18 protein-coding genes are annotated in these 18,405 nt (G+C 64.2%); 13 read left to right on the top strand and 5 right to left on the bottom strand.

Going from position 1 to position 18,405, the window contains the following annotated elements:
* Positions 1-31 precede the first annotated feature (31 nt).
* Entirely contained in the window at positions 32-856 is an 825-nt protein-coding gene (locus QCM77_RS35655) for an invasion associated locus B family protein (RefSeq protein ID WP_279668142.1), read from the top strand.
* 92 nt (positions 857-948) lie between these two features.
* Here QCM77_RS35655 and hspQ read toward each other — a convergent pair whose 3' ends face one another.
* Positions 949-1,281 carry a heat shock protein HspQ gene (hspQ, locus tag QCM77_RS35650; RefSeq protein ID WP_279668144.1) on the bottom strand — a complete coding sequence of 111 codons (333 nt, stop codon included), beginning with the start codon at positions 1,279-1,281 and terminating at the stop codon, positions 949-951.
* 106 nt (positions 1,282-1,387) lie between these two features.
* Between hspQ and QCM77_RS35645 the strand changes: the two genes are divergently transcribed.
* Entirely contained in the window at positions 1,388-2,341 is a 954-nt protein-coding gene (locus tag QCM77_RS35645; protein WP_280096076.1) for an AEC family transporter, read from the top strand.
* A 258-nt stretch (positions 2,342-2,599) separates the two neighbouring features.
* On the opposite strand, the gene QCM77_RS35640 is transcribed toward QCM77_RS35645, so the two are convergent.
* On the bottom strand, positions 2,600-3,784 hold the full coding sequence (locus tag QCM77_RS35640) for a UbiH/UbiF family hydroxylase (protein WP_280096075.1): 1,185 nt from the start codon (positions 3,782-3,784) through the stop codon (positions 2,600-2,602).
* A gap of 87 nt (positions 3,785-3,871) precedes the next feature.
* On the opposite strand from QCM77_RS35640, the gene pcsA reads away from it, so the two are divergent.
* The 3 genes from pcsA (at position 3,872) to QCM77_RS35625 (ending at position 6,420) form a co-directional block, all read left to right on the top strand.
* Positions 3,872-4,639 carry a phosphatidylcholine synthase gene (gene pcsA, locus QCM77_RS35635; RefSeq protein ID WP_279667364.1) on the top strand — a complete coding sequence of 256 codons (768 nt, stop codon included), beginning with the start codon at positions 3,872-3,874 and terminating at the stop codon, positions 4,637-4,639.
* Positions 4,636-5,370, top strand: a complete 735-nt coding sequence (locus QCM77_RS35630) for a TerC family protein (RefSeq protein WP_279667365.1) — start codon at positions 4,636-4,638, stop codon at positions 5,368-5,370. Before pcsA ends, QCM77_RS35630 begins: the two co-directional genes overlap by 4 nt.
* Before the next feature lie 75 nt (positions 5,371-5,445).
* Complete coding sequence (locus QCM77_RS35625) at positions 5,446-6,420, top strand: quinone oxidoreductase family protein (RefSeq protein WP_279667366.1); 975 nt, start codon at positions 5,446-5,448, stop codon at positions 6,418-6,420.
* 131 nt (positions 6,421-6,551) lie between these two features.
* Here QCM77_RS35625 and QCM77_RS35620 read toward each other — a convergent pair whose 3' ends face one another.
* Positions 6,552-7,742, bottom strand: coding sequence for an acetylornithine transaminase (locus tag QCM77_RS35620; protein WP_279667367.1), 1,191 nt, complete (start codon positions 7,740-7,742; stop codon positions 6,552-6,554).
* A 577-nt stretch (positions 7,743-8,319) separates the two neighbouring features.
* On the opposite strand from QCM77_RS35620, the gene QCM77_RS35615 reads away from it, so the two are divergent.
* The 3 genes from QCM77_RS35615 to QCM77_RS35605 all read left to right on the top strand — a co-directional run bounded on the left by QCM77_RS35615 (position 8,320) and on the right by QCM77_RS35605 (position 10,208).
* Complete coding sequence (locus QCM77_RS35615; RefSeq protein ID WP_279667368.1) at positions 8,320-9,267, top strand: hypothetical protein; 948 nt, start codon at positions 8,320-8,322, stop codon at positions 9,265-9,267.
* A gap of 157 nt (positions 9,268-9,424) precedes the next feature.
* Complete coding sequence (locus QCM77_RS35610; RefSeq protein WP_279667369.1) at positions 9,425-9,856, top strand: MerR family transcriptional regulator; 432 nt, start codon at positions 9,425-9,427, stop codon at positions 9,854-9,856.
* Positions 9,789-10,208: a carboxymuconolactone decarboxylase family protein gene (locus QCM77_RS35605; protein WP_279667370.1), complete on the top strand. Its 420-nt coding sequence runs from the start codon at positions 9,789-9,791 to the stop codon at positions 10,206-10,208. Before QCM77_RS35610 ends, QCM77_RS35605 begins: the two co-directional genes overlap by 68 nt.
* 294 nt (positions 10,209-10,502) lie before the next feature.
* On the opposite strand, the gene QCM77_RS35600 is transcribed toward QCM77_RS35605, so the two are convergent.
* Entirely contained in the window at positions 10,503-10,643 is a 141-nt protein-coding gene (locus QCM77_RS35600; RefSeq protein ID WP_279667371.1) for a hypothetical protein, read from the bottom strand.
* Positions 10,644-10,793: 150 nt separating this feature from the next.
* Here QCM77_RS35600 and QCM77_RS35595 point away from each other — a divergent pair, with 150 nt between their 5' ends.
* Positions 10,794-11,441 carry a YxiH-YxzG fusion protein gene (locus tag QCM77_RS35595; RefSeq protein WP_280096074.1) on the top strand — a complete coding sequence of 216 codons (648 nt, stop codon included), beginning with the start codon at positions 10,794-10,796 and terminating at the stop codon, positions 11,439-11,441.
* Between the two features lie 19 nt (positions 11,442-11,460).
* Here the strand turns inward: QCM77_RS35595 and rimO are convergent, their stop codons facing one another.
* Positions 11,461-12,786, bottom strand: a complete 1,326-nt coding sequence (gene rimO / locus QCM77_RS35590; RefSeq protein ID WP_007590900.1) for a 30S ribosomal protein S12 methylthiotransferase RimO — start codon at positions 12,784-12,786, stop codon at positions 11,461-11,463.
* 110 nt (positions 12,787-12,896) lie between these two features.
* Here rimO and QCM77_RS35585 point away from each other — a divergent pair, with 110 nt between their 5' ends.
* The 4 genes from QCM77_RS35585 to QCM77_RS35570 all read left to right on the top strand — a co-directional run bounded on the left by QCM77_RS35585 (position 12,897) and on the right by QCM77_RS35570 (position 18,366).
* Positions 12,897-13,487, top strand: a complete 591-nt coding sequence (locus QCM77_RS35585; RefSeq protein ID WP_148749280.1) for an ANTAR domain-containing response regulator — start codon at positions 12,897-12,899, stop codon at positions 13,485-13,487.
* Positions 13,484-14,647: a CmpA/NrtA family ABC transporter substrate-binding protein gene (locus QCM77_RS35580; RefSeq protein WP_279667373.1), complete on the top strand. Its 1,164-nt coding sequence runs from the start codon at positions 13,484-13,486 to the stop codon at positions 14,645-14,647. The genes QCM77_RS35585 and QCM77_RS35580 overlap by 4 nt, the downstream gene beginning before the upstream one ends.
* A gap of 333 nt (positions 14,648-14,980) precedes the next feature.
* The gene (locus tag QCM77_RS35575) at positions 14,981-16,762 is read left to right on the top strand and encodes a NirA family protein (RefSeq protein WP_279667374.1); all 1,782 of its coding nucleotides are present in this window, start codon (positions 14,981-14,983) and stop codon (positions 16,760-16,762) included.
* A complete protein-coding gene (locus QCM77_RS35570) occupies positions 16,759-18,366 on the top strand; it encodes a sulfite reductase subunit alpha (protein WP_279667375.1) in 1,608 nt (535 codons plus the stop codon). Before QCM77_RS35575 ends, QCM77_RS35570 begins: the two co-directional genes overlap by 4 nt.
* The last annotated feature ends 39 nt before the right edge of the window (positions 18,367-18,405 follow it).

Genomic DNA, 18,405 nt, shown 5'->3' with positions numbered 1-18,405 from the left:
GGCACTTCCCGTTCAGAAAGGGTTTTCCGCAATGAATTTCCGTTACTTGGCCGCGTCGTCCGTCCGGCCGCGCGGGCGACTTCTCGCCTTGTTGACGGCGACGGCGTTGGCCGTTCCGTTTGCCGCCGAGGCCCAGGCTCCCGCGCCAGCTCCCGGTGCGCCCGCGCCCAAGGCGGCCCCGAAGGCTGCTCCGAAGGCTGCTGCCCCAAAGGCGCCGGCGCCGTCCGCTCAGGCGCCCGCCCAGCAGGCTCCGGCTCAGGGCGCTCCGGCGCAGCAGGGCGCGGCCCAGCCCGCGGATCAGCAGATCCAGCTGATCTATGCCCCCTGGACCAAGTTCTGCCTCAAGGGCCAGGACGCCAATGCCAAGCAGGTCTGCTTCACCGGCAAGGATGGCCGCATCGAGTCGGGCCAGCCGGTCATCGCGGCCGTCATCATCGAGCCGGAAGGCGAGCCAAAGAAGATCTTGCGCGTGACGCTGCCGCTCGGCATGCAGCTTGTGCACGGTACCCGCATCATCGTGGACAACAATGCGCCGTTGCAGAGCCCCTATGTGATCTGCTTCCAGAACGGCTGCATGTCCGATTACGAGGCCACGCCCGAGTTCATCAACAACATGAAGAAGGGCCAGAACCTCGTTGTTCAGGCGATCAACGCCAACGGCGCTCCGCTGACCCTGCCGCTGCCGCTCGCCGGCGAATTCCAGAAGGCCTATGACGGTCCGCCGACCGATCCGAAGGTGTTCGAGGAAACCCAGAAGAAGCTCCAGGAAGAGCTTCAGAAGAAGGCCGACGAGCAGCGCAAGAAGCTCGAGCAGCAAGGCACGCCTCCCGGCGCAGCTCCGGCCGGTCAGAAGTAGTCGGGACCCGATCCCGGACATGAAAAAGGCGCTCGGTTCGAGCGCCTTTTTTTCTTGCCCTGTGTCTGAGCGAAGATGTGTCCGAGCGCGGCTCAGTTCAGCGACGGGTTCCGCGGTCGGTACCCGCCATCCTTGTTCTTGACGAAGATCTCGGTGACCTGGGAATGCCGGATTGGCTCGCCGGAATCGTCCGGCACCAGGTTCTGCTCGGAGACGTAGGCGACGTATTCCGATTCCGCGTTTTCAGCGAGCAGGTGATAGAACGGCTGGTCCTTGTGGGGCCGCACCTCCTCGGGGATCGACAGCCACCACTCCTCGGTGTTGTTGAATTCCGGATCGATGTCGAAGATCACGCCCCGGAACGAGAAGATCCGGTGGCGCACGACCTGTCCGATCTGGAATTTGGCGGTCCGCGCTTTAATCATTCCCCGTCGATAGACCAGGATTGTGGCCGATGCTAGTGGCCTGATCTGGAATTAATCCGCGGTTGCGGGGCAGATAGTCCCCAAATCTTCAGAAAACGCTTCATCAATGGCCGATATCCTCAATCTGGCTCTACCTTATTTCGGCTTGATCTTCGTTGGATTCGCCTGCGGCAAGGTCAAATCCCTGCCTGAATCGGGCCTCGCCTGGATGAACTTCTTCCTGCTCTATGTGTCGCTGCCGGCGCTGCTGTTTGCGATCATGTCGAAGACGCCGTTCTCGGAATTGAACAACCCGCCGTTCCTGGTCGCGACGACGCTGTCGACGGTTGCGGCGTTCAGCCTCGCGCTGGTCGTCGGCAAGGTTTTGGGCCGGCTAACATTGCGCGAGGCAACGCTCGCCGGGCTCTCGGGCGGCTACGGCAATATCGGCTACATGGGACCGGGGCTGGCGCTCGCCGTGCTCGGGCCGAAGGCCTCGGCGCCGACTGCACTGATCTTCTGCTGCGACAGCATCTTCCTGTTCACGATCGTGCCGCTGCTGATCGAGCTCTCCGACCGCGATCATCCCTCGCTGATGCATGCCTTCGGTGTCGTGCTGAAGCAGATCGTGCTCAACCCCCTGATCATGGCCGCCTGTTTTGGTGCGGCGGTCGCTTCTCTGCATATCGAGCTGCCGGTCGCGCTCGACCGTACCATCACCTTCCTCCAGAACGCAGCCGCCCCGACCGCGCTATTCGTGCTCGGCGTGACGGTGGCGCTCCGGCCTTTCGACCGCGTACCCTGGGAAGTGCCGGGCGTGATCGCGGTCAAGCTCCTGATCCATCCGCTCGCAGCCTTCGGCCTGATGCTGGCGTTCGGCCCGTTCGCGCAGCCCTGGGCCGCGACCGCCGTGCTGATGGCGTCGCTGCCGCCGGCGCTGAACGTGTTCGTCATCGCGCGCCAGAACGACGCCTGGATCGAATCCGCTTCCGTCGCGGTGCTGCTCGGGACGTTTGCGTCCGTGGTCACCCTGACCACCGTGATGTGGGCGATCCAGACCGGCCGGTTGGCGTTTCCATGAGCGCGTTCGAAGCGCGATGAGATTGGGCCTGATCGCTTCCGCAAGGACGGTGCCCTCCCTCTCCCGCTTGCGGGGGAGGGTTGGGGAGGGGGTGTCTCCGCGTCGGGATTGTCTGAAGTCTGCGGAGGAAGTCCCTGTGCGGAGAAAGCCCCCAGTCGCTACGCGCCGACCTCCCCCGCAAGCAAGCGGGAGAGGTTGGACCAAGCCCGCGGCGAACCAATTCAACCTAAGGCCATTCGCGCTTGGTTTCGCGGAGCGCTACCTTCGCCAGGTCGGCGTCAGGCCCTCGCGCATCGCAAAACGTCGGAACGGGCCGATGGCGCCAAGCAAGTGCATGCCGATCGCGCGGACCGGCTGGAGCGGCAGGAAATCGTTCAGCAGCGAGCGGTTGGCGATGTCGATCGCAAAGGTCCGGCTCAGAATGTCCGGACGCCGGGCCCGGTCGTAGCGCTTGAGCATCTCGGCCGCGCCGGGATCCTGACCGGCCGCGATGGCCTCGCCTGCGAGCCGAGCAATGTCGGCGGCATCGCGCAGGCCGAGATTGAGGCCCTGGGCGCCGATCGGGGGGACCACATGGGCGGCTTCGCCGACCAGTGCGATGCGGTCGCGGCCGAAGGAATTTGGACGTTCGATCGCCAGCGGGAACAGGTGGCGGCCCGGCTCGACCGTCATGCGTCCAAGGATCGAATGCGACTGCTTCTCGATCGCGGCGGACAATTCCTGGTCGCTCAAGCCGCGAAGCCGCTCGGCGTCCGCAGGCGCCGAGACCCAGACGACGCTGGAGCGATCGCCGGGCAGGGGCACGAACACGCAAGGGCCATGCGGCGTGTGGAACTCGGTGGAGACGTTGCGATGCGGGCGCGCGTGGGCGACGTTGAAGGTCAGTGCCGTCTGGGTCAGCTCGCGCCGCGTCACCGCGATACCGGAGGCTTCGCGGCACAGCGAATGCCGGCCGTCGGCGCCGACCACGAGACGGGCCGAGAGAAACTGAGCGGCGGCCGTGCGGATCGCGACGTCATCGGCTTCGATGACGACGTTCTCGGCCTCGTCATCGAAACGGACGAGACTGGGCAGTTCGGCCGCGCGCGCTTCCAGCGCCAGCATCAGCGAGCGGTTGTCGATGTTGAAGCCGAAGGCATCGAGGCCGATTTCGTGACAGGAGAACCGGACCTCCGGCGCGCGGAACAGCCGGCCGGTGTCGTCGACGAGCCGCATGATTTCGAGCGCGGCCGCCTTGTCCTTGCAGCGCGGCCAGACGCCGAGGCTCTCGAGGAGATCGACGGAGGCCCCAAGCAGGGCAGTGGTGCGGTTGTCGGCATAGGGCACGCGACGCGCCACCAGCGCTGTCCGTGCGCCCGCCTGCGCCAGTGCGATGGCCGCCGCAAGTCCCGCCGGTCCGCCGCCGATCACGGCCGCGTCAAAGAGTGTCGATGCATCTGTCATGGAACGACATTTGACATGCCCCGCGACAAATTCAAGCCCACCTGTATTTCCCTGATTTTATGACGAATTGTGCGACCGAGCGCCGCAATGGCTTATGTGCAAACCGGTGTCATTCTGATAGCAAAAGCCATGGACAGCCAAGAGGATTCCCTGAAGCCCACGCCCGCGATCCGCGCCGCCGCCTTCTCGGTGCACATCTTCACCGCATTCGGCGCGGCGATCGCGCTGCTGGCGATGCTGGAGGCCGTGCGCGAGCACTGGGCGGCGATGTTTCAATGGCTGGGCGTCGCCCTCGTCATCGACGCGATCGATGGGCCGATCGCGCGCCGGCTCAACGTCAAGGACGTGCAGCCGAACTGGTCGGGCGACGTGCTCGATCTCGTGGTCGACTTCGTCACCTATGTCTTCGTGCCGGCCTACGCGATCGTGGCCAGCGGCTTGCTGCTGCCGGTCGCTGCTCCCTTGCTCGGCGTCGCCATCATCGTCACCAGCGCATTATATTTCGCCGATCTGCGCATGAAGGCGGATGACAATCATTTTCGCGGCTTCCCGGCGCTGTGGAATGCGGCGGCGTTCTACCTGTTCCTGCTGCATTGGCCGCCGCTGCTGTCGACGCTGCTCGTCGCGGCCCTGGTGGTCCTGACCTTCGTGCCGTTCCACGTGCTGCATCCGGTGCGCGTCGTGCGGCTGCGCTGGCTGACGATGTCGCTGATCGCCATCTGGGCGCTGCTCTCCCTCTACACTCTGCAGATGGACTTTCGCGTCGGCGCCGGCGTGACTGTCGCGCTCTGCGCGATTGCACTCTGGATCAGCTTCAGCGACGCATTGATACGGCTGACAAGATCCTTCGCATGATGCACCTGTTGACCAGCCCCGAAGCCTGGGCCGCGCTCCTCACCTTGACGTCGCTTGAGATCGTGCTCGGCATCGACAACGTCATCTTCCTGTCGGTGATCGTCTCGCGCATTCCCGAGAAGCAGGCGCACCGCGCCCGCCAGATCGGGCTCGCGCTGGCGCTGATCTTCCGCATCATCCTGCTCAGCCTGCTGGTCTGGCTGATCGGCCTGACCGCGCCGGTGTTTTCGCTTTCGGGTTACGGCTTCTCCTGGCGCGACCTCATCCTGATCGGCGGCGGCCTGTTCCTGATCGCGAAGGCGACGCACGAGATTCATGGCGAGGTCGAAGCCGATGACGGCGAGGGCGACGAGAAGTCCCCTCGTAACGCATTCTTCTGGGTGATCGTCCAGATCGTGATCATCGACATCGTTTTCTCGCTGGACTCGATCATCACGGCGATCGGCATGGCGCAGGACATCGAGATCATGATCGCGGCCGTCGTGATCGCCTGCCTGATCATGTACATTTCGTCCGGGCCGGTGTCGCGATTCGTCGCGGAGCATCCGACCACGAAAATGCTGGCGCTGGCCTTCCTGGTGCTGATCGGCGTCGCGTTGGTTGCGGACGGATTCCAATTCCACATCCCGCGCGGCTACATCTATTTCGCAATCGCGTTCTCGGCGGCGGTCGAGTTCTTCAACGTGCTGGCGAAGCGCAACCGCAGGAAAAACGGCAAGCCGTCGGTCTAGGCGTTCCAGCCAGCGTCGAGTTGACAAGGCGGGCGCGATGTCTTTCGCTGGCCCGCGAGAAGAGGAGGTCAGGTGATGACCAAAGCCGTCCGTGTGCACAAGGTCGGAGGCCCCGAAGCCCTGGTCTATGAGAGCGTCGATGTTCCGGCGCCCGGCCCCGGCGAGGTGCGCATCCGCCAGCATGCGGTCGGGCTGAACTTCATCGACGTCTATTACCGCACCGGCCTCTACAAGGCGCCGGGGCTGCCCTTTATCGCCGGCAACGAGGCCTCGGGCGAGGTCGTCGCGGTCGGGCCGGGCGTGACGAATTTCCATCCGGGCGACCGCGTCGCCTACTACTACAATCTCGGCGCCTATACCGGCGAGCGCAACATCCCCTGGGAGCGGCTGGTCAAGCTGCCCGACCACATCACCCACGAGCAGGGCGCCGTGCTGATGCTGAAGGGGCTGACCGTCTGGTATCTCTTGCACAAGACCTTCAAGGTCGAGCCGCATCATCGCGTGCTGATCCATGCCGCGGCCGGCGGCATCGGCCTGCTCGCCTGCCAATGGGCGAGGGCGATGGGCGCCCATGTCATCGGCACCGTCGGCTCGCGCGAAAAGGCCGAGCTTGCCGAGGCCAATGGCTGCGACCATGTGATCCTCTACAACGAGGAAGATTTCGTCGCGCGCGTCAAACAGATCAGCCGCAACGAGGGCTGCGATGTCGTCTATGACGGCGTCGGCAAGGCGACCTTCCCGGGCTCGCTGTCCTGCCTCAAGCCGCGCGGCATGTTCGTCTCCTTCGGCAATGCCTCAGGCCCGGTGCCGCCTTTCTCGATCGCCGAGCTCAACACTCACGGATCGCTGTTTGCGACCCGGCCGAAGCTCAACGACTATATCGGGACGCGCAAGGAGCTCTTGGAAGGTGCCGACACGCTGTTCGCCGCGGTCATCAACGGCAAGCTGCACGTGCCCATCAACCACGCCTACGCGCTCAAGGACGCCGCCAAGGCGCATATCGATCTCGAAAGCCGCAAGACCACCGGCGCGTCGATCTTGAAGCCGTAGCTCTTCCGTCGTTATCCGCTCACGTGTCCCGGCTCTGCAGCGCACCGCCAAAGTGGCGCTGCGCTGCGTCCGGGGCACGAGAAGGAGATCGAGGCGCAGACCCGTCGCTTCGTTCCTCGCAATGACGAGTCTTACGCCACCAGCCGTGCCGCGCCGGCCCTGGTCAAAATCCCGTCGAGACAATCGATCATCTCGGCGATCTCTCCCTTCGTGACGTTCAGCGCCGGCATGAAGCGCAAGGTGTCGACCTGCGGCGCGTTGAGGAGCACGCCGGCCTCGAACGCTTGCGCGACGATGCCGGGTGCGATCGGCAGCTTGAGGTCGAGCGCGAGCAACAGCCCGCGTCCCCTTACGCCGCCGAGACCGTGCCGGGCCGAGACCTTCTGCAGCTCGCTTTCGAGCAGCAGGCCGGTCTCGGTGACCGTCTTCAGGAAGTCCGGCTTGCCGACCTCGTCGAGCACCGCAAGCCCTGCCGCGCACATGATCGGGTTGCCGTTGAACGTGCCGCCCTGATCGCCGTACTCGAAACAGGCCGCGCGCTCGGTCGCGAGCAGCGCCGCGAGCGGCACGCCGCCGCCGATGCCCTTGCCGAGCGTCATGATGTCAGGCGCGATTCCTGCGTGTTCGTAGTGGAAGAGCTTGCCGGTCCGGCCCATGCCGGTCTGGATTTCGTCGAAGATCAGCAAGAGACCGTGCGCGTCGGTGAGGGCACGCAACTCCCGCAGGAACTGATCGGTCGCCGGCCACACGCCGGACTCGCCCTGGATCGGCTCGAGCATCACAGCGACGGTGTTGTCGTTGATCAGCTGTTCGACCGAAGCGATGTCGTTGAGCTTCGCCTTCTTGAAGCCGGCGACCTTCGGCTCGAACAGCGGCTCAAAGGCCTTCTTGCCCGAGGCCGACATCGTCGCCAGCGTGCGGCCGTGGAAGCCGCCCTCGAAGCTGATGATCTCGAACGCGCCGCCTCTGTGGAGGCTGCCATATTTGCGCGCGAGCTTGATCGCGCCCTCGTTGGCTTCCGCGCCGGAGTTGGCGAAGAACACCTGGTCGAACGCGCTGTTTGCGACGAGCGCCTGCGCGAGCTTCAGGCTCGGCTCGTTGTAGAAGGCCGGACTCGGCGTCAGCAGCCGCTTGGACTGCGCGGTAAGCGCATCGGCGATCGCCGGCGGGGAGTGCCCGAGGCAGTTGACGGCCCAGCCCTGCACGAAATCGAGATAGCGCTTGCGGCTGTCGTCCCAGAGGTAGGAGCCGGCGCCGCGGACGAACACGGCCTTGGGCCGAGCGGTGATGTCCATCAGCGCGTCATACGGATGCGTGGTCATGTCGAACTCCTCTGGAGGCGGGTGGAAAAGGCGCGCGAAAAGCAAAAAGGCCGCACCTTGCGGGTGCGGCCTTCTCGAAAACTGAGCTGAATTCAGTGCTTCAGCGGCGTCGTCGGACATGGCGCAACCCATCATCGTCGCGGGAGCGACGACGCATGACTTGGCGCAGATGGGTCCGAGAGCTGATCATGGGCACGTCCGTACAGCCGAATGCCGGCGCTTGTCAAGCGGGTGTTTTGCAAGTCACCCGCCGAGCGTGCATCGGTCGGCTCAGATGCGCGGCTCCTTCTCTGTTCGCGTTGCGCCAATCCGCATCCGCCATCGTGGTGTCGATGAGCGCGCCGAGCAACGGGAGCGCATAACCGCGACAGACGCGCGAATGCGCTATAGTTTCACATCATTGTTCGCTTGCTGTCGCGCGTGGCATGTTGAGGTTGTGCTAGACCAATGCCCGAGCATCTCCATGGAAACCATCACGTCTCTAGCGCGTTTGTGATCGACGAACGCGAATTGGTTCGAACCGAACGCATGACGGTTCAGACCAAGAGGGGCGGGACCAACCAGATAGTTTGAAGCCTTGTCCGACACGCCTTACCCGATCGACCTCGACAGCATTCGCGGCGCGTTTCCGCCGGGCATCGAGGCTCCGTCCCTCCTGGTCGACTTCGCCGGCTGGCTGAAGGGACGCCCCTGGGGCAGCGTCGGCTGCTTCTCGCTGCAAGGCCAGTTTTCCGATCAGGCGCCGATCTTTGACGGCAGTCCCCTGCGCGACAGGTTTTCGCTGTTCATGCGGCTGCCGGATGGCTCGGCTGTCGGCGGCTGGTATGGCGCGGGTCTCGACCGCGATAATCCGCCGATCGTGGGGCTTGGCTCCGAGGGCGACCACGAACTGCTGGCGCCGAGCCTCGATGGCCTGCTCGCGAAGCTGACATCGCAGCAATTCGACAAGGCGTGGCACGATCTGCTGCCGCATGACGAGGTCGAATGCCAGACGGTCGAACTCGCGCAGTGGCTCGCCGGACGGCTGACCGGGGAGGCGGCGGCGCCCGATGACAATTCGTCGGAACTGCCCGACTTTCGCGGCTTCGTGGAAAAATGGAGCCGGGATCGCGAAGACTACTGGGCCAATCATCGCTTGATGGCCGAGCTCGGCTGGCGCCTCGCCGCGCATCTGCCGAAGGGCAAGAAGCCCTGGGACAAGACGAACTTCGAGATCGCGATCGTCGGCAAGCAATACGAGGCGCGCGTCCTGACGCGCGGGCCGCAGCCGTTCGAGGAAGCCTCTTCGATCGAATCCCTGCTGCGCGATCTACGTGAGGAGATGCGCCGCGCGCAGCCCGAGCTCGGACTGTGGCACGCCATGAAATTCGGGCTCTATGCCGACGGGCGGGTCATGCCGAACTTCGAATACGATGTGCGCCCGAGCATCGACGGCGAACCGGCTAGATTGGCGGAGGCTCAGGCCGACCTGGCCCGCGCCCCGCGTCCCGAGCGCTGGGTGCCGAAATGGCTGGCGGGATCTTGAAGCTCGGAGTCCCGCGATGCTGCCGCCCGGCCGGCGCGCCGAAATCGTCCGCTGTCGCGCCATCATGACCTCGCGGGTGCGGCACCTTCGATCCCCCTTGACTTAGAGCGCGCTCGAAGGGGTATCTGTACGTGCGTCAGTACGAGAACGGGCACACATGAAGATCGGCGACCTCGCAAAACGAACCGGCCTGTCGACTCACACGTTGCGTTATTATGAGCGCATCGGGCTGCTGCCATACGCTGACCGGGATCGCTCCGGCCAGCGTGACTTTGACGCATCGATCCTCACATGGATCGCATTCCTCGGTCGGCTCAAGACCACGGGAATGCCGATCCGGGACATGTTGCGTTATGCGGCGCTTCGTGATGAAGGCGAAGCCACCGGGTCAGCCCGGCGGCAGATGCTGGAAATCCACCGGGAACAGGTTCGCACGCAGATGGCCGAACTCCAGGAATGCCTGCTCGTCCTTGATACCAAGATCGCCGGCTATGCCGGCGACGAACAGAGGACGAAGGAAAATGACGCACGCCCAAACACAAGCCGAAAGCCGCTTCGATCGCGGCCAGCGGGCCCTGTCACGCATTGACGGCAGTGCCGGCGAAAAGGTCGTCGCCTCACTCGCCGACATAGCTCCGGATTTCGCACGATACGTGATCGAGTTTCCCTTCGGCGACATTTACTGCCGCCCGGACCTCGGCCTGCGCGATCGAGAGATCGCGACGATCGCCGCGCTGACGGCGCTCGGAAATGCCGCGCCTCAGCTCAAAGTGCATCTCGAGGCGGGTCTGAACGTCGGGCTCTCTCGCGACGAGATCGTGGAGATCATCATGCAGATGGCCGTCTATGCGGGCTTCCCGGCGGCGCTGAACGGGCTGTTCGCAGCCAAGGAGGTGTTCGCCGCGCATGACGGACAGCAGGCGTCGGGAAAAGCGACGTGACGAACTTGCTCCAAGCTCTCTGCTCGGCCGGATGGCGAACGGTGATCTGCTCGTTGGAACCTGGGGCGTCGGCGCCGTGTATCGCGCAACCCCGCAGTTCGGCACGCCTAGCCTGAACGCGGGCTGGTGGAATGCGTGAGGCGCGCCGGTCTTGCCGGCGTGCCGCGGCCTGAACGTTGGGTGCGAAATGGCTGGCGAGAAGCCTGATCGCAGCGACTTCGCCCTTGCGCCTAACGTCCGCTTGGTGATCCTGCCTTTGGCAAGTTATCGGCATCCGAGGCGCGGTTGATCAGGTCAGTTCAATTCGAGAAGATTGGCGACACGCCCATGCTTCCCGGTTTCTCGCTCGCTGCGAGCGGGGTGACGGGTGATCAGTCGCGGCTGTTCCTGTTTGTCGAGGAGTCCGGACGTCAGGCTGTGTTCGAGAGCGATCATGGCGGCATCGGCTCGTTTCCGCGGGCAAGAATGGACGGTTCAAAGCGATTTCGCCTTCTGATGGAGAGCACCGGATCGGTCCAGTCGATTGATTTGCCGCCACTCGATCTTGCATTCCCGAAAGTGGACATGTTTCTCGACGGCCGGCTCTTGCTGGCCGCCACCAGGTGCAACTGGCGGGCCGAGGCGGATTACGACCTGAACGGAATCATCTTCGATCCTCGTACCGGGCAAGCGAACCGCGTCCTCTTCGGCGACGGCATCAGCGATCTCCAGATCGATGACCGCGGCCGGATCTGGATTGCGTATTTCGACGAGGGTGTTTTTGGAAATTATGGATGGGGACATCCGGGCCCCGCGCCGGTTGGACAAGCCGGGCTAGTCTGCTTCTCGGCTCTCGGGGAGAAGATCTGGGAGTTTCCGAACGATGCCGGCCCTGCGATTTATGATTGCTATGCGCTCAACGTGACCGGAGCGGAGGCCACCATTGTCTCCTACCCGGATTTCCCGATCTGCAGAATTGACGCGGAATTTCAATTGACCTCGAAGCGCACAAAGCTCCGAGGCTGCCACGCGTTCGCAATGTCTGAGGCGGAGATTCTGTTTGCAGGGCAATACGGCGATCCACCCGATGTGGCCTACATCGGACGATTGGATCGCGAGGGGACGATCCTTGTCCGGCGAGCACGCCTGTTGATGCCCGACGGCTCGGCGCGGCCCCCCGGCCGATTGCAAGGCCGCGGCAAGCATCTCTATCACTTCGGCGAGGACGGCATTTACCGGGCGACAGTGAGTTGAGGCTGTCGACGGAGCGACGTCAGAACCCCGCGACGCTGCCGTGCAGATCGTACTGGTCGGCGCGCTCGATCTTCGCGGTGACGATCTCGCCGACGCGCAAGGGGCGGCGGCTCGACAGGTAGACTGCGCCGTCGATCTCCGGCGCATCGGCCTTGGAGCGGCCTTTTGAGACGGTCGGGCCGACCTCGTCGATGATGATCTGCTGGCGCGTGCCGACCTTGCGCTTCAGCCTGCGCGCAGAGATTTTCTGCTGGCGCGCCATCAGCGCGTTGTAGCGCTCCTGCTTGATCTCTTCCGGCACGGGGTTCTCGATCGCGTTCGCGGTCGCGCCGGCGACGGGCTCGTACTTGAAGCAGCCGAGCCGATCGATCTCGGCTTCGTCCAGCCAGTCGAGCAGATAGGCGAAGTCGGCATCGGTCTCGCCGGGGAAGCCGACGATGAAGGTCGAGCGCAAGGCGAGATCGGGACATTGCTCGCGCCAGCGCTTGATCCGAGCCAGCGTCTTGTCCTGCGCCGCCGGGCGCTTCATCGCCTTCAGCACTTCGGGGCTCGCATGCTGGAACGGGATGTCGAGATAGGGCAGCACCTTGCCCTCGTTCATCAGTGCGATGACCTCGTCGACATGCGGGTAGGGGTAGACGTATTGCAGCCGCACCCAGGCGCCGAGTTCGCCGAGCTCGCGCGCGAGGTCGATGAATTTGGCGCGGACCTGGCGATCCTTCCACGGGCTCTCGGCATATTTGAGATCGACGCCATAGGCCGAGGTGTCCTGCGAGATCACCAGCAGCTCTTTCACGCCGGCGCCGACCAGGCGCTCGGCTTCGCGCAGCACGTCATTGGCCGGGCGTGAGACGAGGTCGCCGCGCAGTTTTGGAATGATGCAGAAGGTGCAGCGGTTGTTGCAGCCCTCGGAAATCTTCAAATAGGCGTAGTGCCGCGGCGTCAGCTTGATGCCCTGCGGCGGCACCAGGTCGAGATGCGGATTGTGCGCCGGCGGCAGTGCGCGATGCACGGCGTCCAGCACGCTCTCATATTGCTGCGGGCCGGTGATCGAGAGCACGCCGGGATAGGCCTGTTCGATCTGCTCGGGTTCCGCGCCCATGCAACCGGTCACGATCACCTTGCCGTTCTCGGCCATGGCCTCGCCGATCGCCGAGAGCGATTCCTGCTTGGCGCTGTCGAGGAAACCACAAGTGTTGACGATGACGATGTCGGCCCCGTCGTGCTTGCGGGCGAGTTCGTAGCCCTCGGCGCGCAGGCGCGTGATGATGCGCTCGGAATCCACCAAAGCCTTGGGACACCCGAGCGACACGAAGCTGACCTTGGGCGCAGCCGTCTGATCCATATCTGATCTGCCTGATTGACCGGGTTGAGCTAGTCCCAATTGCCCATAATTACAACCCTTTGCATGGCCCGCGGGCATGCTATGGATGAATCACTGGTGGTGAGTGAGCAATGAGCGCCGAACAGTCGCCCAAAATCGTGATCGTCGACGAAAGCCCGATCCGGGCTGCGATCCTCGAAGAAGGGTTGCGGGAGGCCGGATTCACGCAGATCGTCCATATCCGCGAGATGCAGAGCCTGCTCGCCCGTATTTATGCGGTCGACCCCGACATCATTTTGATCGATCTGGAAAACCCCAGCCGCGACGTGCTGGAAGCAATGTTCCAGGTCAGCCGCGCCGTGCGGCGCCCGATCGCAATGTTCGTCGATCAGAGCGATTCATCCTCGATCCAGGCCTCGGTCGAGGCGGGGGTCTCCGCCTATATCGTCGACGGGTTGAAGAAGGAGCGCATCAAGCCGATCCTCGACCTCTGCGTGTCCCGATTCAACGCCTTCGCCAAACTCCAGGAGGAGCTGGAGCGGACCAAGTCGCAGCTCGAGGATCGCAAGATCATCGAGAAGGCCAAAGGCATCCTGATGAAGGTGAAGGGCCTCAACGAGGACGAGGCCTATGTGTTGCTGCGCTCCACCGCCATGCGCGAGAAGAAGAAAATCGGCGAGATCGCGCAGTCGATCATCACCGCGTCGGAGATGCTGAAATGACCACCCCCCTCCGCATCGGGTTTATCCCGCTGGTCGATGCCGCCGCCCTGATCGTCGCTGTGGACAAGGGCTTTGCCGCCGCCGAAGGGCTCGACGTCACGTTGGTGCGCGAAGTGTCGTGGTCCAACGTCCGCGACAAGCTCAATATCGGCCTGTTCGACGCCGCGCATCTGCTGGCGCCGGTGGCGATCGCGTCCTCGCTCGGGCTCGGTCACGTCAAGGTGCCGATCGCCGCGCCCTTCAATCTCGGCATCAACGGCAACGCGATCACGGTCTCGCCGGCGCTTCATGCCGCGCTGATGGAGGAGATCGACGGCGACCGCTTCGATCCGCTCGCCACGGCAAAAGCGTTGGCACGCGTGGTCGCCAAACGGCGCAAAGCGGGGGCCGATCCGTTGACCTTCGGCATGACCTTCCCGTTCTCGACGCACAATTACCAATTGCGGTTCTGGATGGCGGCGGCCGGCGTCGATCCCGACGAGGATGTGCGGCTGGTGGTGCTGCCGCCGCCCTACATGGTCGACAGTCTCGCCAACGGCCATGTCGATGCGTTTTGCGTCGGCGCGCCCTGGAATTCGATCGCTGTCGATCTCGGCATCGGCCACATCCTGCATTTCGTCTCCGACATCCTGGCCCGTGCGGCGGAGAAGGTGCTGGCGGTCCGCCAGGTCTGGGCCGACAAGAATCCGGAGGTGGTCGCAGCACTGGTGCGCGCGGCGGTGAAAGCCGCCGAGTTCATCGAGCATCCCGAAAACCGAACCGAAGCGGCGCGGATCCTGGCGCAGCCCGAACGGATCGGAGTCGATGCCGAAGTCATCCAGCGCACCCTCACCGGACGCCTCAAGATTTCACCGGACGGCACCTTTCGCGAGAGCGGCAGCTACCTTCTGGTGGGACGCGAGGAAGCAGGGCGCCCCGATCCGGTTCAGGCCGCCTGGCTCTATGCGCAGATGGTGCGCTGGGGGCAGACGACGCTGACGCCCGACGGCGTCAAGACGGCCATGGCCGTGTTCAGGCCCGACCTCTACGACGCGGCCCTCGGCCAACGCCCGCCCGCCTTAGCCCCGGCGGCGTTCGGCGCATTCGCCGGCCCAGCCTTCGATCCTGCCAACATTCGGGGGCATCTCGAGGCCTTCGAGGTGGGCCGTTGGAAGGTCTGATTCGGGCCTGCATCGTTTTTGGGCGTGCGGGATCAGCGGCTAAATTTTGAGCCGAGTGCTCGAATTTCGGGAGAGTTCCAGCACCGGGATCTTCCGGGATCCCCGTAACCAACTGACATCGCATAAGTTTCCAATTTCTCAAAGCTGGCACGCAATTTGAATATTGCAGTGCGGCCAGCCTGTCACAGATGCCTGCTGAGCCGAGTCCCACAGCAACGAAGCTGATCGGACCGTTGGGTGCAGAGCCGGCTCTCGAGCCAGCCGAACTCCCGGCGGGTCGTGCACTTTTCCGTCGATACCACTCAGGTGGCCGCAGGAGCTTCGTTACCGACCATGAAAATCGACACCGTCTCAGTCGACTTTACCGACGACCAGAAACGCTATCTCGAAGGCTTCACGACCGGTCTGCAGATCAGCCGGGTCGGCCGCGGTCTCGGCGGCGGCGCCGGCAAGGCGAGCGCCGAGCCCACCGGCCCCGATGCCGTGCACATCAAGGCGCAGGACAAGGTCATCGCCGCGGGCAAGAAGCTCGCCGACCAGGAGAAGGTCAAGCGCGACGAGCATCCCTTCGATTCTTATCCGCGTCTCCGCCAGCAGGCGCTCGACAACGCGCCGCCCAGCCCGGCGGACAATTTCCGCTGGCGCTATTACGGCATCTTCTACGTCGCGCCGACGCAGGACTCCTACATGTGCCGTCTGCGCATTCCGAACGGCATCATGAAACACTGGCAGCTGTCCGGCCTTGCCGATCTCGCCGATGAAACGTGCGGGCCTTACAGCCATGTCACGACGCGCGCCAATCTCCAGCTTCGCGAGATCCCGCCGAAGAACGCCGTGAAGCTGATCGAGGGCATTCAGGACCTCGGCCTGTGCTCGCGCGGCTCCGGCGCCGACAACATCCGCAACGTGACGGGAACGCCGACGGCGGGCATCGATCCGCAAGAGCTGATCGACACGCGGCCTTATGCGCGCGAGTGGCACTACCACATCCTGAACGATCGCTCGCTGTACGGCTTGCCGCGCAAGTTCAACGTCGCCTTCGACGGTGCCGGCAGGATCGCCGTGCTCGAGGAGACCAACGACATCGCATTCACGGCCGTGGACGTGAAGGACGGTTTCGGCGTCGAGCCCGGGGTCTGGTTCCGCCTCGGCCTCGGCGGCATCACCGGCCACAAGGATTTTGCCAAATACTCCGGCATCGTCGTCAAGCCGGAAGAAGCCACCGCCGTCGCCGACGCGATCGTGCGCGTGTTCATCGAGCACGGCGACCGCACCAACCGCAACAAGGCGCGGCTGAAATACGTGCTCGACGCCATGGGCCATGACGGTTTCCTCAAGATCGTCGAGGAGCGGCTGAAGAGCCCGTTCACCCGCGTGCCGGAGGAGGCGTTTGCGCCGCGGCCTGCCGCAGACCGCATGGCGCATATCGGCGTGCACAAGCAGAAGCAGGACGGTTTGAACTGGATCGGCGTGTCGCTGCCGCTCGGCAAGATCAGCTGCGATCAGATGCGAGGCCTCGCCAAGGTTGCGCGGGACCTCGGCGACGGGGATATTCGCCTGACGGTTTGGCAGAACCTGCTGATATCAGGCGTGCGCGACGAGAATGTCGAGCTTGCCATAGCGGCGATCAAGCAGATCGGGCTCGCGGTCGAGGCCTCGCACATCCGTGCCGGGCTGATCGCCTGCACCGGCAATGCCGGCTGCCGCTTCGCCGCTGCGAATACCAAGCGTCACGCCGCCGAGATCGGCGACTGGTGCGAGCCGCGTGTCGAGATGGACAAGCCGGTCAATATCCATGTCACCGGCTGCCACCATTCCTGCGCGCAGCATTACATCAGCGACATCGGCCTGATCGGAGCACGCGTGCCGGTGAACGAGGAGGACACGGTCGAGGGGTATCATCTCTTCACCGGCGGCGGGTTCGGCCCTGACGCCGACGTCGGGCAGGAGGTCTATCACGACCTCAAGGCCGAAGACGCGCCGAAGACGGTCGAAGGGCTGCTCAAAGCCTATATCGCCCATCGCTCGTCTCCCGACGAAACCTTCCTCTCCTTTGCGCGCCGCCATGACGGCGAGACGCTGCGCAAGCTCGCCGATGCCGAGGTGTCCGCATGAACCAGATCAGCCCTCCGCCCAAGCTCGATATCATTCCCGCGAGCGCACCGTTCTCCGACGCGCAACGCTCCTGGCTGAACGGCTTCTTTGCCGGGCTGCTGTCGCCCGAGGCGGCTACGCCGCTGTCGGCCGAGCAGGGCGCCGCCGTGATGCAAGGCGGTGATGGCGACGACGGCGAATCGCCGTGGCACGACCAGACCATGCCGATCGCGGATCGGATGAAGCTCGCCGAAGGCCGTCCCGTGCGCCGCAAAATGATGGCGGCGATGGCGCAGCAGGATTGCGGGCAGTGCGGCTACAATTGCCACGATTATTCGGAGGCGATCGCGGGCCGCAGTGAAGCGCGGCTCAACCTTTGCGTCCCCGGCGGCAAGGAAACCGCGCGGATGCTGAAGTCGCTGTACGAAGAGCTGGACAAGGCGCCGGCGGCCAAGGCGTCCGACAAGCAAGACGCGGTGGCAGCCCCCGCCGTCACCGTGACGATCGCCGAGCCAGGCCGCTCGCGCGACAACCCTGTTGCTGCGACCTTCCTGTCGCGCCGTCTTCTCAACAAGGGAAAGTCGGAGAAGGAAACCTATCACGTCGAGTTCGATCTCTCCGAGAGCAAGCTCGACTACGTCGTAGGCGACAGTTTTGGCGTGTTCGCGCGCAACGAGGTCGGCCTCGTCGACCAGATCATCGCGTTGCTCGGCGCCTCCCATACCACGAAGGTCAATGGCAAGACGCTGCGCGAGGTGCTGATCGACGACGTCTCGCTGTCGCCGGCGCCCGACACGCTGTTCGAGCTGCTTTCCTTCATCACCGGCGGCGCACAGCGCGAGAAGGCGCGGTCGCTGGCGCAGGGCGAGGATCCCGATGGCGATGCCGCCACTCTCGACGTCATGGCGGCGCTGCAGAAGTTTTCGGGCACGCGGCCGCATCCCGAAGCCTTCGTCGAGGCGCTGGAGCCGCTCCAGCCGCGGCTGTATTCGATCTCCTCGTCGCACAATGCGACGCCCGGAAAGCTGTCGCTGACGGTGGACTCCGTGCGTTACATCATCGGCAAGCGCAAGCGCATCGGCGTCGCCTCGACCTTCCTTGGCGAGCGCATCGGCGAGGGCGAGAAGCTCAAGGTCTATGTGCAGAAGGCGCACGGCTTCGGTCTGCCGCAGGATCCGAAGACGCCAATCATCATGATCGGGCCCGGCACCGGCATTGCGCCGTTCCGCGCCTTTCTGTTCGACCGCAAGGCGACCGGTGCGCCCGGCAAGAACTGGCTGTTCTTCGGCCACCAGCGCAGCGATTGCGATTTCTTCTACCAGGAGGAGCTCAATGCGATGAAGACCTCGGGTCTGCTCACGCGCATGTCGCTGGCCTGGTCGCGCGACGGCGAGAAGAAGTTCTACGTGCAGGATCGCATGCGCGAGGTCGGCCGCGAGGTGTGGACCTGGCTCGCCGAGGGCGCGCATCTCTACATCTGCGGCGATGCCAAGCGCATGGCCAAGGACGTCGAGCGTGCGCTGGTCGACATCGTCGCCCAGTTCGGGGCCCGTTCGACCGACGAAGCCGTCAGTTTTGTCGCCGAGCTCAAGAAGACGGGCCGCTTCCAGGCTGACGTCTACTAAGGCGCGATGGCATCAGTGCAAATCGTCATGGCGGCGCAA

It is taken from the genome of Bradyrhizobium nivariense, from assembly GCF_029846695.2.
Classification (GTDB): Bacteria; Pseudomonadota; Alphaproteobacteria; order Rhizobiales; family Xanthobacteraceae; genus Bradyrhizobium.
The sequence above is the reverse complement of the archived record's forward strand: the minus strand, read 5'-3'. Positions and strand labels throughout refer to the sequence as shown.

Excerpts from the sequence above, each read along its gene's own strand:
- QCM77_RS35585 (WP_148749280.1), top strand. The coding sequence starts at position 12,897 with ATGAGCGCCGAACAGTCGCCCAAAATCGTGATCGTCGACGAAAGCCCG.
- QCM77_RS35575 (WP_279667374.1), top strand. The coding sequence starts at position 14,981 with ATGAAAATCGACACCGTCTCAGTCGACTTTACCGACGACCAGAAACGC.
- QCM77_RS35620 (WP_279667367.1), bottom strand. The coding sequence starts at position 7,742 with ATGACCACGCATCCGTATGACGCGCTGATGGACATCACCGCTCGGCCC.
- hspQ (WP_279668144.1), bottom strand. The coding sequence starts at position 1,281 with ATGATTAAAGCGCGGACCGCCAAATTCCAGATCGGACAGGTCGTGCGC.
- QCM77_RS35570 (WP_279667375.1), top strand. The coding sequence starts at position 16,759 with ATGAACCAGATCAGCCCTCCGCCCAAGCTCGATATCATTCCCGCGAGC.
- QCM77_RS35640 (WP_280096075.1), bottom strand. The coding sequence starts at position 3,784 with ATGACAGATGCATCGACACTCTTTGACGCGGCCGTGATCGGCGGCGGA.
- pcsA (WP_279667364.1), top strand. The coding sequence starts at position 3,872 with ATGGCTTATGTGCAAACCGGTGTCATTCTGATAGCAAAAGCCATGGAC.
- QCM77_RS35580 (WP_279667373.1), top strand. The coding sequence starts at position 13,484 with ATGACCACCCCCCTCCGCATCGGGTTTATCCCGCTGGTCGATGCCGCC.
- QCM77_RS35625 (WP_279667366.1), top strand. The coding sequence starts at position 5,446 with ATGACCAAAGCCGTCCGTGTGCACAAGGTCGGAGGCCCCGAAGCCCTG.
- rimO (WP_007590900.1), bottom strand. The coding sequence starts at position 12,786 with ATGGATCAGACGGCTGCGCCCAAGGTCAGCTTCGTGTCGCTCGGGTGT.
- QCM77_RS35655 (WP_279668142.1), top strand. The coding sequence starts at position 32 with ATGAATTTCCGTTACTTGGCCGCGTCGTCCGTCCGGCCGCGCGGGCGA.
- QCM77_RS35630 (WP_279667365.1), top strand. The coding sequence starts at position 4,636 with ATGATGCACCTGTTGACCAGCCCCGAAGCCTGGGCCGCGCTCCTCACC.
- QCM77_RS35605 (WP_279667370.1), top strand. The coding sequence starts at position 9,789 with ATGACGCACGCCCAAACACAAGCCGAAAGCCGCTTCGATCGCGGCCAG.
- QCM77_RS35610 (WP_279667369.1), top strand. The coding sequence starts at position 9,425 with ATGAAGATCGGCGACCTCGCAAAACGAACCGGCCTGTCGACTCACACG.
- QCM77_RS35645 (WP_280096076.1), top strand. The coding sequence starts at position 1,388 with ATGGCCGATATCCTCAATCTGGCTCTACCTTATTTCGGCTTGATCTTC.
- QCM77_RS35600 (WP_279667371.1), bottom strand. The coding sequence starts at position 10,643 with ATGATCGCTCTCGAACACAGCCTGACGTCCGGACTCCTCGACAAACAG.